Source organism: Silvanigrella aquatica, assembly GCF_001907975.1.
In the GTDB taxonomy this organism is placed as follows: domain Bacteria; phylum Bdellovibrionota_B; class Oligoflexia; order Silvanigrellales; family Silvanigrellaceae; genus Silvanigrella; species Silvanigrella aquatica.
On sequence record NZ_CP017834.1, the window covers coordinates 2,050,182 to 2,065,273 of the forward strand.

The 15,092-nt window shown below is 34.1% G+C and carries 16 protein-coding genes; 4 read left to right on the top strand and 12 right to left on the bottom strand.

All coding sequences use genetic code 11. From position 1 onward, the window contains the following. The first annotated feature begins 94 nt into the window (after nucleotides 1–94). Nucleotides 95–592, top strand: a complete 498-nt coding sequence (locus tag AXG55_RS08500) for a hypothetical protein (RefSeq protein WP_148697697.1) — start codon at nucleotides 95–97, stop codon at nucleotides 590–592. 62 nt (nucleotides 593–654) lie between these two features. Here AXG55_RS08500 and AXG55_RS08505 read toward each other — a convergent pair whose 3' ends face one another. From AXG55_RS08505 to AXG55_RS08550, 10 genes are all read right to left on the bottom strand, one after another. Continuing rightward, the gene (locus tag AXG55_RS08505) at nucleotides 655–1,572 is read right to left on the bottom strand and encodes a hypothetical protein (protein ID WP_148697698.1); all 918 of its coding nucleotides are present in this window, start codon (nucleotides 1,570–1,572) and stop codon (nucleotides 655–657) included. 12 nt (nucleotides 1,573–1,584) lie between these two features. Next, complete coding sequence (locus AXG55_RS08510) at nucleotides 1,585–2,097, bottom strand: disulfide bond formation protein B (protein WP_148697699.1); 513 nt, start codon at nucleotides 2,095–2,097, stop codon at nucleotides 1,585–1,587. Nucleotides 2,098–2,426: 329 nt separating this feature from the next. Then, nucleotides 2,427–2,750 (bottom strand): TM2 domain-containing protein, encoded by a 324-nt coding sequence (locus tag AXG55_RS08515; RefSeq protein WP_148697700.1) that lies wholly within the window; start codon nucleotides 2,748–2,750, stop codon nucleotides 2,427–2,429. Nucleotides 2,751–2,906: 156 nt separating this feature from the next. Further along, nucleotides 2,907–3,953: an NAD(P)-dependent alcohol dehydrogenase gene (locus tag AXG55_RS08520; protein WP_148697701.1), complete on the bottom strand. Its 1,047-nt coding sequence runs from the start codon at nucleotides 3,951–3,953 to the stop codon at nucleotides 2,907–2,909. A gap of 40 nt (nucleotides 3,954–3,993) precedes the next feature. After that, complete coding sequence (locus AXG55_RS08525; protein ID WP_148697702.1) at nucleotides 3,994–4,755, bottom strand: class I SAM-dependent methyltransferase; 762 nt, start codon at nucleotides 4,753–4,755, stop codon at nucleotides 3,994–3,996. An 87-nt stretch (nucleotides 4,756–4,842) separates the two neighbouring features. Further along, entirely contained in the window at nucleotides 4,843–6,327 is a 1,485-nt protein-coding gene (mnmE, locus tag AXG55_RS08530; RefSeq protein WP_233231093.1) for a tRNA uridine-5-carboxymethylaminomethyl(34) synthesis GTPase MnmE, read from the bottom strand. Nucleotides 6,328–6,399: 72 nt separating this feature from the next. Continuing rightward, entirely contained in the window at nucleotides 6,400–7,536 is a 1,137-nt protein-coding gene (locus tag AXG55_RS08535; RefSeq protein WP_148697704.1) for a Jag family protein, read from the bottom strand. A 105-nt stretch (nucleotides 7,537–7,641) separates the two neighbouring features. Continuing rightward, nucleotides 7,642–9,342 carry a membrane protein insertase YidC gene (gene yidC / locus AXG55_RS08540; protein WP_148697705.1) on the bottom strand — a complete coding sequence of 567 codons (1,701 nt, stop codon included), beginning with the start codon at nucleotides 9,340–9,342 and terminating at the stop codon, nucleotides 7,642–7,644. 32 nt (nucleotides 9,343–9,374) lie between these two features. Then, nucleotides 9,375–9,608, bottom strand: coding sequence for a membrane protein insertion efficiency factor YidD (gene yidD, locus AXG55_RS08545; protein WP_148698836.1), 234 nt, complete (start codon nucleotides 9,606–9,608; stop codon nucleotides 9,375–9,377). After that, on the bottom strand, nucleotides 9,605–10,000 hold the full coding sequence (locus tag AXG55_RS08550) for a ribonuclease P protein component (protein ID WP_148697706.1): 396 nt from the start codon (nucleotides 9,998–10,000) through the stop codon (nucleotides 9,605–9,607). The genes yidD and AXG55_RS08550 overlap by 4 nt, the downstream gene beginning before the upstream one ends. A gap of 96 nt (nucleotides 10,001–10,096) precedes the next feature. Here AXG55_RS08550 and AXG55_RS08555 point away from each other — a divergent pair, with 96 nt between their 5' ends. From AXG55_RS08555 to AXG55_RS08565, 3 genes are all read left to right on the top strand, one after another. After that, nucleotides 10,097–11,254: a FecR family protein gene (locus AXG55_RS08555; RefSeq protein WP_148697707.1), complete on the top strand. Its 1,158-nt coding sequence runs from the start codon at nucleotides 10,097–10,099 to the stop codon at nucleotides 11,252–11,254. A gap of 13 nt (nucleotides 11,255–11,267) precedes the next feature. After that, entirely contained in the window at nucleotides 11,268–12,350 is a 1,083-nt protein-coding gene (locus AXG55_RS08560) for a hypothetical protein (RefSeq protein WP_148697708.1), read from the top strand. A gap of 62 nt (nucleotides 12,351–12,412) precedes the next feature. Continuing rightward, nucleotides 12,413–13,060: a hypothetical protein gene (locus AXG55_RS08565; protein WP_148697709.1), complete on the top strand. Its 648-nt coding sequence runs from the start codon at nucleotides 12,413–12,415 to the stop codon at nucleotides 13,058–13,060. 41 nt (nucleotides 13,061–13,101) lie between these two features. Here the strand turns inward: AXG55_RS08565 and AXG55_RS08570 are convergent, their stop codons facing one another. Both AXG55_RS08570 and AXG55_RS08575 read right to left on the bottom strand, forming a co-directional pair. Further along, nucleotides 13,102–13,320, bottom strand: a complete 219-nt coding sequence (locus AXG55_RS08570; RefSeq protein ID WP_148697710.1) for a hypothetical protein — start codon at nucleotides 13,318–13,320, stop codon at nucleotides 13,102–13,104. Between the two features lie 98 nt (nucleotides 13,321–13,418). Further along, nucleotides 13,419–15,059 carry a peptide ABC transporter substrate-binding protein gene (locus AXG55_RS08575; protein ID WP_233231094.1) on the bottom strand — a complete coding sequence of 547 codons (1,641 nt, stop codon included), beginning with the start codon at nucleotides 15,057–15,059 and terminating at the stop codon, nucleotides 13,419–13,421. Between the last annotated feature and the right edge of the window lie 33 nt (nucleotides 15,060–15,092).

A 15,092-nucleotide genomic window follows, 5' to 3' on the forward strand; every position in this document is an offset into this window, starting at 1 on the left:
TTTTATTTTCTTCCTGTTGCGAAAATTTATCAAATTAAATTCTTACATTAAATAAATTTTGTGATTTGAATTATTTATTATATTGGATTTATTTATGAAAAAATTAACGAAGGCAAGACAAATTAGAATATCTACAGTAAATAGCGCAGTACAACGTATGGGAAAACTACCAGGATTCACCCGCATTGAAATAGATAGACTGCTTTTTTTCCCAGAATATTTTACTGAAATTGTCCGTCAAAGTGCTTATACACTTGCTCGCTATAAACATGTCAGTATAGATTACTTACAAAAAAACAAGAGCCAATATGTCTCACTTAAAGAAATATTAAATGAAGTTCTTTTTACCGTCGATAAATGCGCAGAACCTTTCCATGTCTTAATTGCTTTAAGAATGCTTTCTGCAAAAATTTATGCAAAAGTAGTTATAAATAAGACAAATCCTGAAGAAACAATTTTACCACTTATTCTTGTCAAAAAAGAACTTCCTCCGCGTCATCATCATATCCCTTCAAATAGATATTTTGCAGAATTGGATGACACTTTTAAAGAAGAAAAGGGATTTTATTTAAAACTTGAAGTTCAGGAATAAATACCATTTTATTTTGTACGATACACCATAATATCCTGATCTTCTTATTTTCAATGAAAATATTATTCATATGTCACTTCTTGAATATTTATGGGGAGAAGAAGTTCCCACTGTTTTGCTTTTTTTATTAAAGTTCCTTGGCAAACAATAGGAGCTTTTTTGTCATGAGCCGCCACAAATTTAGAATAATCATCATTTTCAGCACGAATAATGAGTGACGATAGTTTTCCATCAATTTGTGTTTTTACAGTGACTTTCCCTTCAGTTTGATTTGGTTCTCTATGGAGTTTCACGATAAGCCCAAATATTTTTTCATCTGGCCTTGGCTCTTGAATAGAAAATCGTTTTGCTGCTTCTTCAAGAATGCCACTCCAACGACCATAAAAATATTGTCTATAAATTGGTTTATTGATTGGCCTTGAATTTGCCCAAGTAACGCTTAATTCAATTTTTTCAGACATCTTTGTGAGGTTTGAGAGAGCTTGACAGATATTTGCATTAATTCCATTTGCTATCCCTGATGAAAAGACTTCAAAATCTTGAGATGTTTCACAAATTGTAAGTGCTTTGTGGGTTGCTTCTAGAGCTTCGCAAAGTTTTAATGTCACGTTTCTTTCAAAAGGCTCATCTTCTGGAAAATTTTCAAGTGCACTATTTTTTAATAACGAAGGGCTTACCGGAGAAAGTAAAGTAAATATAAAACTTCCTCTTTCAGTATGACCAAGACGTAGCTTAGAAACATAATGAGTAACCTGCTCAGGTTTTTTCCCAAGATAAGCGGATCTTGGATCTAATACAGAACATGCTGCTGCATTTGTAAGTTCAAAGATACTTTTAATTGCATCTACACCATATATCGCAGGAATTCCTTCTGTCGCATTATTTCCTATAATACGCAAACGTACGACATCTGCCTCAGATTTTTTTAAAGCAGAAATAATTTCAAGTTCTAAATTTAATAAAATATAAACCTTTTTCACTAGACAAATTATTTACTCACAAAAACCCAAACCACAATTGACTATAATATAAATGACATTTGCAAAAACAATAGAAAGAGCAATGCCAAATGTCACTTTATTAAAAATATTTAAATGAATTTTTTCAGTTTTTTGATATTTTTTAGGATCATAAAGAAACAATAAAAATGCAACACCTATGATAATGACTGTAAAAGTAATTAGCGCCCATGTGTATAAACTTAATCCCATGATAGGACTTCCAAAAGGTGTTGAACCTGGAGCAATATGAAGTAATATTTGCCGAATAGAAACTGCGGCTCCACTTAATGAACCCAATAAAGCAATGCCATAAAATTTGGGTTTTATACCAAATTTAACATTCATCATACCAGCACAAATTACGGAAAGCATGCCTAAGCGTTGTAAAAAGCACAGAGGGCAAGGAGCTTCTTTATATACTATTTGAAAAGCAAAAGCGCCTAATAAAATGCCGCAAATTGCTAAAATAAAAATACAGTTTAAATTTTTTTCAAGTTCTTTCATTTTACATAGCCTTTCAAATTTTCAAAATACGAGTGTTAAAGAATCTGATGCTAAATGTTTTAATAAAATAAAAATCAATATTATACATAAAAAAGTCAGATAAATTGATAATTTTTCTTTGTTATATAAAATTAAAATCATGGCGATAAAAATAACCATAAAACTTAAGGCAAGCATTATAAATTCTCCTTCGACATTAAAATATAAATAATTGAGTTGAGAAAATAATAAAATTTAAATTTCAAATAAGCAATTAAAAAAATTTTATTTTATTTTGTTTTTTTTACTAATAATTTATATTTTTATAAATGAGGATGGAATTTTAATTTTTATAAGCAATACTTCTGATTAAAATTTTCATCTGTCATTGTTAAATAAATAATACCTTCAATAAAACTTATTATTGCTGGTATTAAAGTCCAGAAAAAAATAAAATAGAGAATTCCCATACCTGTTTTGCCTAGATAAAACTTATGTCCCCCAAAACCTCCCAAAAGCAATGCAAACACTCCTGCAACAACTTTATTTTTATTGCAAGAAACATTGACAGATTTTCTGCAACCACAGTGAGGGCAAATTTCTGCCTTTAATTTTATAATTTGCCCACAATCAGAGCAAAAATTCTCATCAGCATTTTTATATTTTAGACTCATTTAGTATTACTCCTTCTAAAAAATTTAATAAAGAATATATAATTTTCCCGAAATATCAATAGAAAAATTTAATTATGTAATAAATTTTTTGAGGAATTAACTAACCAAAAAAATGGGATTCATTTTCAACTTTAAAAAGAGATTAAACGATTTGAATTATTTTAAAGATTGAATATCTATAACAAATCGAAATTTCACATCCCCTTTTACAACGCGCTCGTAAGCTTCATTAATTTTTTCGGCGGGGATAAGTTCTATGTCAGATGAGATGTGATGTTTTCCACAAAAATCGAGCATTTCCTGTGTTTCTTGAATACCACCAATTAAAGAACCACCGAGCCTTCTTCTACGACCAATTAAAGAAATCATGCTTACGGTATTGGGGCGATCGGGAACCCCTACTTGCACCATAGTGGCATCGAGTTTTAATAAATTAAGGAAGGGGCTTAAATCGAGTTCGGCGGAGACGGTATTCAAAATAAAATCAAATTGATTCGCATTTTTAGTAAATGCTTCAGGCTCGGAGGTATTAATATAGTGCCTTGCTCCCAAGCGTATGGAATCGGCTTTTTTCTTTTCAGAACGACTGATGACAGTGACTTCAGCACCCATGGCGACTGCAATTTTCACTGCCATATGACCCAGACCACCTAACCCAACGACAGCAACTCTGTCACCATGTTTGACGTTCCATTGGCGTAATGGGGAATAAGTTGTTATTCCCGCACATAGCAAAGGTGCTGCTTTATCGAGGGGTAAATTAGCAGGAATTTTTAAGACAAAATCTTCATCAGCTACAATTTGAGTGGAATATCCACCATAGGTAGGTTCATCGGTACCGCGTCTTTTGCTACCATATGTAAACGTGGCGCCATTATCACAATATTGTTCAATTCCTTTTTTACATGAATTGCAATTGCGACAAGAGTCAACCATGCACCCCACGCCAACATGATCACCCACTTTAAAGCGCGTGACTCCCGCTCCTACTTTTGTTACTTTACCAGCAATTTCATGACCAGGTACCAAAGGAAACATTCCGGGGCCCCATTCTTCTCGTGCCATGTGAATGTCGGAATGACAAATTCCACTGTACATAATTTCAATTTGAACATCCTTATTCCCCGTTTCACGATTTTTAAATTGAAAACGACGTAAAGGTTCTTTGGGTTTCATGGCAGCATAAGCTTCTACAAGACTCATAAAGTTCTCTCCTTTATTAATGACATAAGTTCACACCAAATTAAAAAGTAAAGACATAAGTTACAGTTTCATATAAAAATTCAACAGTTCCTTTTTTTTCTTCTTTTTTAAAAAGATTTTCAATTTCACTTCTAAATTTTTTGTATTTTGGGTGGTTTTCCGGGGGAGCGTAAGATGCCGACTGCATGCGACCAAAGAGACCTTCTAAATTCAAAATTTGCTTTGATGCAATCGAAAAAGATTGATATTTTTCAGTAAATAAACTGGATAAAATTTCGTCGTCAGGTATATTTTCTAACTTAACAGACAAAAAATCGATGCAGTCTTCAATAAATATTTTGTGAATTCCTTTCATAAAGGAAGATTTTTCATAATCCTTTTTATTCCAAACAATAACAACTTTGCCATGAGGCTTTAATATTCTGCTCATTTCCTTTGCCGTTTTTTCATTGGCAAACCAATGTAAAGACTGTGCACAAAAAATAAAATCGACAGACTGACTTTTTAATGTTGTGTTTTCTGAATTTCCATTTACACTTATAAAACTTTTAAATTTTCCCAAACTTTTTTCTGCCGCAAGACGCATTTCAGCATTTGGTTCTACAGCAAAAACAGTATTGTTATTTTGAATTAATAATTCACAAAATTTTCCGGTGCCAGAGCCAATTTCAGCACAAATTTTACTTTCCAGTAAGTTATGTTCTTGTTTTAAATATTGGAATATTTCTAAAGGATAACTCGGCCTAAATTTTTTATAATCTTCTGTTTTTCCCAAAAAACGATCGGAAGTTTCACCTGACATGAAGACTCTCCTTAATTAAGGATAACAAGAGCAGTCCCATTTTAAGTAGAAATTGAAAAAAATCAATGTGATCTTATAAAAAGAAGATTATTTCCCAATACAAAATGTGGAAAATATTTTTTCGAGGACATTATCCAAATGAATTTCACCCACAATTTCTTGAAGAGATTGTCTTGATTGATTTATTATGGAAGAAATTTTTTCGGGGTAATCTTTTTGTTCTACAAGTTCAATTGCTTCATTTAAACATTTGATAGCAATTTCAACTTTATCTTTTTGTCTCGTGGAGATAAGCGCAGGATTTTCCTTTTTTGCCAATTGACCTGTCATTTCATTATGTAAATTGACCAACTCTTGAGATAAGCTTTCATTATCATCAATTGAAGTAAAAATAAATTTTTGAATGAGGCAATTCATATTAAATTTTTTATCGATATTTAATATTGAGTTTTCGTCCAACCATTGCAAAGAATGAATATCTTTTTTAAGCAATAAGTCTTTTTTGCTAATAACAACAAGAATTTTTTGATTTGAATGAATATTCACTTCATGAATAAACTGATTTAATTCCGATAAAATATAATTATTTATATTTTCTTGTTGAATATTTTCAATATTAATAACTAAACAAATAATATCGGCAATGGCTACTGTTTTTAGACTGCGTTCCACTCCCATTTTTTCAACGGTATCTGAAGTATGCCGAATTCCTGCCGTGTCAATTAAGACAAAATCTTTATTTTGAATAACAAGGCGATCTTCTAGCACATCTCGGGTTGTCCCCGGAATATTTGTTACGATAGCTCTATCGTATCGTAACAAGGAATTATATAAGCTTGATTTTCCCGCATTGGGTTTTCCAACCAACGCCACTTTAATTCCTTCACGAAGCTTTAATCCACTAGAATAAGTACCCAATAATATTTCTAATCTTTTAATTGCATTTTTCATTTGTGGTAGCAGTGATACGGGATCGTAATCCCCTACTTCATCGGGAGCAAAATCGATGTGTGCTTCCAAATAAGATAAAATACCAATCAATTGTTCGCGAATATCCTCTGTTTCCTTAGAGAGAACACCATCAACTGTATTTCTTGCAAGATGAATTCCTCCCAAGGTTTCGGTATGAATCAATTGATTAATACCTTCTGCCTGAGCTAAATCCAATTTTCCATTTAACACAGCGCGTTGGGTAAATTCACCTGGCTCGGCATCTCGCATTCCTATGTTACGTAATAAACTGTGTAACTTTGCAGAAATTAATGGATTTCCATGTACCGAAATTTCAATGACATCTTCGCCCGTATAACTTTTTGGTGCGGGAAAATAGGTTAAAATAACATCGTCAATCATTTCTCCATTTTGATCTTTAATCAAAACATAACGTGACAAAGGTTTGTCCTGCGGCATATCAGAAAAATAATTTAATTTATAAATATTTTTTCCATTTGGTGAAAAAATATAAGGCGAAATTATTTTTATTAAATTTCGCCCTGAAATACGATGAAGATGAATAGCACTTCTCACAGAAGGGGAAGCTAATGCAAAAATAGAATCAAAACTTGAACTCAATCCCGTATTCCTTGTTTTAAATGACAAAGTTTGTAACCTTGCCTTTAAAAACTTTTGAGGCAAGGGGTATCATTAATCTTCTTTAGCGAGTGACGACGACCTTTTTTTTGTCCCTGTTGCTTTCAAATCTTCTTCATCAACGTTGTGGGAACTTGAAACCGCCCCTTTTCTTTCTGAATTTTGTTTTGCAGCTGCATTATGGGGCATTCTTTTTTTATGTACTTTCTTTTTAAATTTAGAAGAAGCACCTAAATTCTTTCCATTCAAATTGCCTTTTTCTTTTGGCGATTGAGCAGGATGGGAAGAGTTTTGATTTTGCCTGGAACTGTTTCTTTTTTCAGTAGAATAAATAACTAAGCGACGTTTGTCTCCCGTACCCACACTGCGCGTTGCCACACCCACAAAGCCATCAAGAGCTAAGTGAATAACACGCCTTTCTTGGCTACTTTTAGATGAAAGAATAACACTTTTTCCTGTCTTTTTCACTTTTTCTGCCAAAGATCGCGCCATTCCAATTAATCGTTCCTCACGTTTTTCCGCAGATTCTCCGGCATCGATACTAATGCGTGTGGAAATATCACCCAATTTTTTTTGTGCAATACGTTTAAAAACATGCTCATAGGCAAGTGAAAGTTTATCGCTTTTACTTAAATAATTCTCAATTCCTTCATCAGCAATTCGAACAACAACTTCATTTTCTTGCTTAACAATATTGACATTTTCAAGAGTAACATCAAAGGCAGAGAAAAATAATTTATTATAATTTTCAAATAATTCTTGAACACCTTCACTTTGCATTGTCAACACTGTTCTGGAGACATGGCCTTCCGATGGAAGCACATGTTTACGTGGATATAGTGTAGAGTGTTGATCATCTTTTTTATTATGAATTAAATTTTCTTTGCGCGGTGTACTTTCCTTATAATCTTTTTTTAAGGTTTGTGATAATGGGGACAGATTTGATTTAGAAACCGTTTTCTTACCAAGGGTTTGTCTCACAACTTCTCTTGCTGCTGCTTGTAGATCTTCTTTTACCGTTTCAACCCATGCTTCAATTTTGACAGATCGTGAAAATAACCTTGAAAATAAGCCCCCTTGTGATTGTTGAATGACATTGTAGCAAAGCAAATCTTTATCCGTTGCGAAAGCCCGAGCGGCTTCTGAAACAGCCTCCTCCAGGGTTTTTCCCGTAAATTGCCTTTTGTCCATGAAAACTCCATATTTTGGATTATGTTACAACTTCAAAAACACAAATTGGTTTTGAAGTTGCGATGAGCCCCAAATACAAGGCTCCTTGTTAAGTTTACTTTATTTTTATGTGGCTTTCTTGTACCGACGTGTCAGGAACACCTGTCTGATCATAGAAATGACTGTATTTGTGATCACGTAGAGAGCCAAGCCTGAGGGATAGAAAACCATAAATACAGAAAAAAGAATAGGAAGAAATTTCATCATCTTAGCTTGCGTTGGATCCATTGAAGGCATAGGAATCATTTTTTGGTAACCAATCATTAAGAACGCCATTAAAATTGGCAAAACAAAATAAGGGTCATGTTGCGTGAGATCTTTAATCCAAAAGAAAAAGGGAGATTGGCGCAAATCAAAAGTATGTCTTAAACAAGAATCGAGAGCAAAGAAGACAGGAATTTGAGGTAACAAAGGCAAGCAACCACTTAAAGGATTGACACCGCTTTTTGCCATAAGTGCCATGGTTTCTCTTTGTAGAGCTTGTTTATCATCCTTGAATTTTTCTTGTAGAGCTTTAATTTGTGGTTGAATAACCTGCATTTTTTGCGCTGATGCATAGCCTTTAATTTGTAAAGGTAACAATATAATATTAATTAAAATTGTTAATAAAATAATGGCAATGCCCCAGTTGTTTACTAAACCATGAACAAAATACAACACATGGTACATAGGACGCGCAATAATTTTAAAGAAACCATAATCAATCGTTTCATTTAAATAGTACTGATCAAAGTTTTTCAAAATAGTTTCATCTTTAGGACCAATATAAACCTTATAATTAAATACGATGGATTGACCTTGTGATAAATTAACAGGTTGTTTGACCCATGCTTCGTACATTGTTTGATCGACATCGGAAGTGACTGATTTACGCAAATTAAATCCGGTGCGCACCAATTGAAAAAGAAGAGGAGTTTGTGTTTGTGGCATAACCGCATTCATCCAGTACAAGGAATCCGCGGTGATCCAAGTGAAAAAACTTCCTGATTGATCGATTAAAACTTTTTGGCCCCCATCAGATTCAAAAGGAGTAGATTCCCTTTTAATGGAGCCATCGGGCAAGCGTACCGCTGCCGCATGATATTGAGGCGCATAAGAAGAAAAGAGACCACCATGATTTTTATTGTCTGAAGTGGCTCCCAATTCGAAGTCCACAGTGGTATTTTGTGGACTTTGTGAAATATTTTTTACCAGAATTTGCAGGTCAGCAGTGAAGTTTTTATCTGTAAAGTTAAAAATTCTTGTGATTTCTAAACCATCCGCACGTTGCACAATTTGCAAAGCACCTTCAGGAGTTTTTGAAATACCTGCGGGTTGATTCCGTAAATCGAGATTGCCAATACGAAAACCATAGGCTTTACACTCATTATGGCTTTGAAAAGCAGCCACGGGAGTGGGATCGTCATAAGCCATTTTTTCGCCATTGAGCGTATTCGCACCAATACATCCACCAAGGGGCGTAAATTCAAAAGTAGCATAGGAACGTTGCACTACGAGATCGGCAGGATTGGCAACCGTTAACGGAACAAGCGCTGTTTCAGAAGGGGGAGCCGCTTGCACTGTAGCAACGACAGCAGAAGGTGTTGTTGGCACAGGTACTTGAGAAGCAGGTGCTTCATGACTTTTAGGAATATTAGCAGCCTGTTGATTTTTTTGCTGCTCCTCCCATTCAAGTTGTTGTTTTTGAACATAATGATGATTAACTGCAAAATAACCACCAAATAATATTAATAACCCTAACATAAAACCAATTGTTTCTTTTTTCACTTCAAAATCCCGTTCATTACTTTGTTAAAACGTTAAGGGAGATCAACTCCACCCCTGTGAAAAGGATGGCATTTACAAATTCTGACAGCCATTTTGCCAAAACCTTTTGCAGCACCATACTTTTGGAAAACTTCCAAACTATATTGTGAACAGCTCGGATAAAAGCGACAACGAGGGCCGAGAGCTGGAGAAATACACTGCTTATAAACCTTGATCAAGAAAACGGCCAAAAGGACGACGTATTTGTTAAGTTTTTTTAAGATCATAATTTCACTTCCAAAGTTGTCGTGCACTGAGCCCGCACCGTTTGCATGGCAATGTGGACTGTACCCAAAAGCTTTTCCCACGGCGCATCTAGTACAGACCTATTTGCCATAAATAGCACCTGAATTTCAACTCCAGGAGGAAAAGTCGCTGTTTTTAGATAATTGAGAAAAGCGTTTTTAAGCCTGCGTCGTGCCCGATTTCGTTTTACAGCTCTCTTATGTACCCCTTTTTTTGAGGTCACAACAGCAAATTTTAATGTCGATTCACAGCCTGAATTTTTTTTACATACAATATATGTCAAAAAATGATGAGTTTTAAACCTTGTTGCACTTGAATAAAATTCAGAAAAATTTGTAATTTTAGAGAGAGTTTGGAGTGGTTGATTTATCATCTTTAAGTGTTGTCCTTTTTGGCACTCATTTCACATTCTAAGCAAGAATCTCGGTATGCTTCAAATAGAGACAGGGAAGAGATTCCGAGGAAAAAAATGGTTGTAACTGTATGTGAAACCAGCCACAAATACACGTTCTACAAACGACTAAGACTTATCTTAGCGTCCCTTTGTTTGGCAACATTTGTTTTACACCTTTCCGCTTTTGCACAAAGCTCAGAAGGCATCGCCACTCTTTCCAACATCATTGGCAAAGTGGATGTGGTACGCTCGGGCAAAACCATAACAGCAGAAAAGGGATTTGTCCTACTCGAAACAGATGAACTGATCACCTATGACAAAACGGCTGCTAAAATTGTTTTTAATGACGGAAGCAACCTCATGGCATTTCAAAACGCGCGGGTTAAAGTCGTAGAGTATAAAATTAAAGCAAAAAGTGAAAATACCAATGATGTCAAATCGGCAATTGATGTCATCAAAGGAAAAGTTAGATTTTTTGTTAAGCCTCAGGATGACAGCGATGCTGAAGCAGGAAAAACCGATGCAAAATTTAAAACATCAAACTCCGTCATGGGCATTCGCGGAACCAGCGGGTTTATTGATGCCTCCGTCCCAAATAACACTCAAATAATCGTAACATCAGGATTGGTGCAAGTAACAAGCATTGATGACCCGAGCAAGTCGGTTCTTGTCCCTGCAAATAAATTTACAGAAGTGGTGGGGCGCAGACCTCCTACTTTGCCTAAAGCGGTGCCGCCTATTATTTTAAATAAATTAAATTCAGATGCATCGACGGTTGATCCCAACTTTAAAAATAACGAAAAATCGGGAAAAAACGAGAATACTCCGAATAAAAACAATCAAAATAACCAGAGCCCATCCAAACAAGGTAACGAATCGGGTTCCACAACTCCAAGCGGTGCGCCAGGAGGATTAGCAGGAACAACAAATAATTCTCAAGATGAAATCACCTCAGCTGTTATTGATCAAAGAAAAACTGTCTTTAATCCCGATGGAACCAGTGGTGTAATAAGTACAAATTCAAGTTTAAATGCTCTATTGGAAAGCCAAGGAAATACGACGGTAAGACCCACAAGTACAGGAGATTTTGACCCCATTAAAAAATCACTAGATCAAGTCAATACAACTACAACACAAATTAATAGACAAATTAGTTCCATAATTCAAACGGTGGCAACACCACAAGTGCAAAAATCAATAACAATAATTATTAATAACCCCAATTTACCATAACAGGTTTACTATTATGATTGATACGATTTTTAAAGAAACTCACAAACATTTAAAAATAGTTGAAAAAAGTTACAAAATAATTGAAATATTACAAGCATCCATAGATTTAACGGCACATCAAGATATCATGTCACCGTTACAAAAACATTATTTGATTATTGAATTTACATATTCTTATAAGCATTTTGGATTTAGTATTTTTGCAAAAACAAGTGTTGAAATGCTCATAAAAGAACTGAGTCGTATAAGCGGAACAAACCCGACATTTTTAAGAAATTGGCTTGCCATATCTTCAGATCTGATATTACAAGAAATAAGTATTGAAAAAAAAGAATCATTAACTGAATCAAATATTTTAGAAGAAATTTTTTCTCACGAATTTGTGAAAAGAATATTTTGTTCAGAACAAGATGAAGATTTTCTTACAGGAATGGGAGTTTATCCAAAAGATTTAATTGAAAATATCAGAGCCATCTCGAGAAGTAAAATTGCAAAAATCACTACAAAACATAACACCCATTTTGATGACTCTATTTTAGATTCAAATGAATATTTTTTAGATGAATATCCAAATATTAAAAATTCGATATTTAATTTTTTAAATCAATTACACTCCGACCCTCTTTCACTCTTATCATGGCGCTTAGAATCTTTTGTTAGTTTTATAGAAAAAGAAGATGGTTTTGTTTTTATTTTAAGAGAAAATAAAGATATAAATAAAATTGATTCTAAAAAAATTATGGCAGTTGTTTCTTTACTCATTCCACATAGCGACGAGGTTGGAAATTTATTATTACCACACTCTCCCATATCTGTTTCTCAAATCGCAAAATTATTCTCCCCTGATTTTAAATCAGAAAAGTTTCAAATTGATATTTTAAAAAACTGGATGAGTCCGTCAAGCTCATCAGATGGACTTAAAAAAGAAATCGAATCTCTCTTGGAAACAGGGGTCGAGTTTGGTTTATTTTTTAAAGTTCCCAATGGAAATAAAGGATTTTCCTATGGTTTGAGCGATAATGGCTTAAAAATCATACGGCCTTTTCATAATGTATTAACAGATACTATTTTAAAAAATCAGGTTGACGTTATGTAAAGAGAGCTCTATCTTCCTGCTTTAAAGAAGGGTCTTATAACCCTTTCTACAAAGAGGATCCTATGCCACGTCCCGTCATTGATACACAAGAAACAAATGAATATTATACAATTAAAGTAACTAAGCCCAGCTTGCGTTATATTGACTTTTTTTTAAAATTAAATTGTGCTACTGAACTTGTCAGTACTGGTTTTTATCCGAATGGAAAAGAAATTTCAGAAACACAGGGCGCTTTTGAAGCAGTTCGACACAAACTTAAACTCGATTATAAAAATGAATCCATCGCCATCGTTGTAGTAGGAGACGGCTATAATCCGCGAACAGGATATTATATTTCCTGTATGACAAGATGGAAAATATTCTCCGTAGATCCTGCTATGGAAAGAGATCTTCCCGAATTAATAGAAAAAATAAAGCACCGCAAAAATATCCAAATATTTCCTCAAAAAATTGAAGAATGTTCCTTTAACTTAACAGATTTTGAGACCGTTGTTCTTCTTTTTGTGCATTCTCATGCCAGCCTCAAAGCAAGCGTAGAAAGCTTAATCATAAATCCTAGGGCACAATTACATGCCGTTTCCATGCCCTGCTGCTTTGACGATGATTTAGGCATACCCTATGACTTAAAGTTTGATGATCCTTTTGTCATTTCAGTACATCGTTCTTTATTCATTTATAAAGATATTATGAAGTATTTTCAGAATGAGTGAACTTCTCTCTCTAAAGGAGCTAGAATATACCCTTGTATTATTTAGTCATTAAAAGCTTTTGAAATGGCGTCAATGACTTTTTGTCTGTCAATTTCTTTTTTATTAGAAATATCTTCTTCTTCGTCACCCGGAACCATTTTTAATTCTTTTTGAAGCACTAAAAATAGAGTGGAAGATTTAGAGACTTGAATAGATAAGATCATGAACCATATGATACCAAAAGCAATAAATAAAAATAAATATTTAAAAATTGTAATCATACGCTCCACTCTCCCTCATCATTATCTTAACAACTATTTTAAAAATGGGAGTCAATTTTTTGTTACTTTTTAATGATGAAAAAATTAAAAAATGACTTTTATTTATGATCTACAATATAGAGATCGAAGCTATTCGTATGATCCAAAGGATTCTTTCCAGTGTACCCCCCCACATATTCTTTCACCAAATGAGTTGTTACAGCAGAGTATAGCGGAATAATAGGATAATCATTTAAAGCAAGTGCATTTGCTTGTTCAAGAATTTTTTGCCTTTTTTTCAAGTTTAATTCAGTAGATGCTTTCATTAAAAGTTCATCAAATTTTGTGTTTTTATACTTTGCATTGTTCATGGCACTGTCAGAACGCATTAAATCGGAAAAGGAATTCACATCATTATAATCTGCAATCCACCGATCCCAAGCAATTTGATATTCACCTTGTTGTCTTGATTTTAAAAATACTTTCCATTCTTGATTTTCAACTAAGACATTCACTCCCAATGCTTTTTTCCACATTGATGCGATTGTCAGAACAAGTTTTTTACTATTTTCATTTGTATTATATAATATTGTTACATTTAAAGGTTTTGAAGTAGAATAACCTGCTTCTTCATATAATTTCTTTGCTTTATTTACCTTTTCTTCATATTTTTTATCTGCCCAATCATATTTAAAAGGACGATAATTTTTTGCACCATAAGCAACAATATCATAGGAGCTTATTTCTCCTCTACGTGTCACTTGTTTCGTTATGATATCGCGATCAATAACCATGGATAGAGCTTGACGTAATTTAGGGTTATCTTTAAAGGGTTCTTTTTGCATATTTATACTAAAAAAATAACTTGAAAGATAAGGATTACTTCGAACTTCCGATCCTAATTTATTTTTTAATTTTTCAAATTGATCCATTGCTATTTCATAAGTCATATCTAGCTGACCTGCTTGATACATTTGTTCTTCCGAATTTAGATTTTGTGTGGGATAATAGTTTACTTCTTCAATAACAGTTTTAGCCGCATCCCAATAATTTGGATTTTTAAGAAGTGTTATTTTATCACCGACTTTCCATGATTTCACAAGATAAGGACCATTTGTGACAATATTCCCTGGTTGATAAGATTTATCTCCAAATTTTTCTATTGCTTGTTTATTTGCGGGAGCCGCATTTCTCATAGCAAGAGTTTCTAAAATATAAGGAGTGGGCTTATTTAGCTTTACTTGTAATGTATAATTATCAAGCGCATTCACTCCTAAAGAAGTAACAGGCTGCTTTCCTTGATTCACAAGATCGGCATTTAAAATATCGCTTGCAATAAAGGCATAAGTGGAAGCTGTTTTGGGATCGACAAGACGTTGCAGGCCATAGACATAGTCATGAGCCGTAACATTTTGTCCATTAGACCACTTTGCATTTTTTCTAAGATGAAAAGTATATGTTAATCCATCTTTACTGACAGACCAATGGGTCGCACCTGAAGGTACAATTTTTCCATTAATGTCATCGCGCACAAGACTTTCATAGATATCTGATGCCACACTATAACCAGGCACGTCTTCCACTTTTTGGGGATCAAGGGTGGGGACTTCGGCACCATTTCCTCTATTTAATATTTGTTTTGAAGAAAGTTTCACACCCGCAGGCACTTCTGCCGCATGAACCGATTGAGAAATAGCCACCGACAGGGGGGCGCATAGCAAATAACTTAAAGATAGCATTTTACTTAAGACACTTGACATGTGTAACTCCTTCAATATCATTGTGGGACAAAT

Coding starts and splice junctions, on each gene's coding strand:
- AXG55_RS08500 (WP_148697697.1), top strand. CDS start 95: ATGAAAAAATTAACGAAGGCAAGACAAATTAGAATATCTACAGTAAAT.
- AXG55_RS08510 (WP_148697699.1), bottom strand. CDS start 2,097: ATGAAAGAACTTGAAAAAAATTTAAACTGTATTTTTATTTTAGCAATT.
- AXG55_RS08515 (WP_148697700.1), bottom strand. CDS start 2,750: ATGAGTCTAAAATATAAAAATGCTGATGAGAATTTTTGCTCTGATTGT.
- AXG55_RS08520 (WP_148697701.1), bottom strand. CDS start 3,953: ATGAGTCTTGTAGAAGCTTATGCTGCCATGAAACCCAAAGAACCTTTA.
- AXG55_RS08525 (WP_148697702.1), bottom strand. CDS start 4,755: ATGTCAGGTGAAACTTCCGATCGTTTTTTGGGAAAAACAGAAGATTAT.
- AXG55_RS08535 (WP_148697704.1), bottom strand. CDS start 7,536: ATGGACAAAAGGCAATTTACGGGAAAAACCCTGGAGGAGGCTGTTTCA.
- yidD (WP_148698836.1), bottom strand. CDS start 9,608: ATGATCTTAAAAAAACTTAACAAATACGTCGTCCTTTTGGCCGTTTTC.
- AXG55_RS08550 (WP_148697706.1), bottom strand. CDS start 10,000: ATGATAAATCAACCACTCCAAACTCTCTCTAAAATTACAAATTTTTCT.
- AXG55_RS08555 (WP_148697707.1), top strand. CDS start 10,097: ATGGTTGTAACTGTATGTGAAACCAGCCACAAATACACGTTCTACAAA.
- AXG55_RS08560 (WP_148697708.1), top strand. CDS start 11,268: ATGATTGATACGATTTTTAAAGAAACTCACAAACATTTAAAAATAGTT.
- AXG55_RS08565 (WP_148697709.1), top strand. CDS start 12,413: ATGCCACGTCCCGTCATTGATACACAAGAAACAAATGAATATTATACA.
- AXG55_RS08570 (WP_148697710.1), bottom strand. CDS start 13,320: ATGATTACAATTTTTAAATATTTATTTTTATTTATTGCTTTTGGTATC.
- AXG55_RS08575 (WP_233231094.1), bottom strand. CDS start 15,059: ATGTCAAGTGTCTTAAGTAAAATGCTATCTTTAAGTTATTTGCTATGC.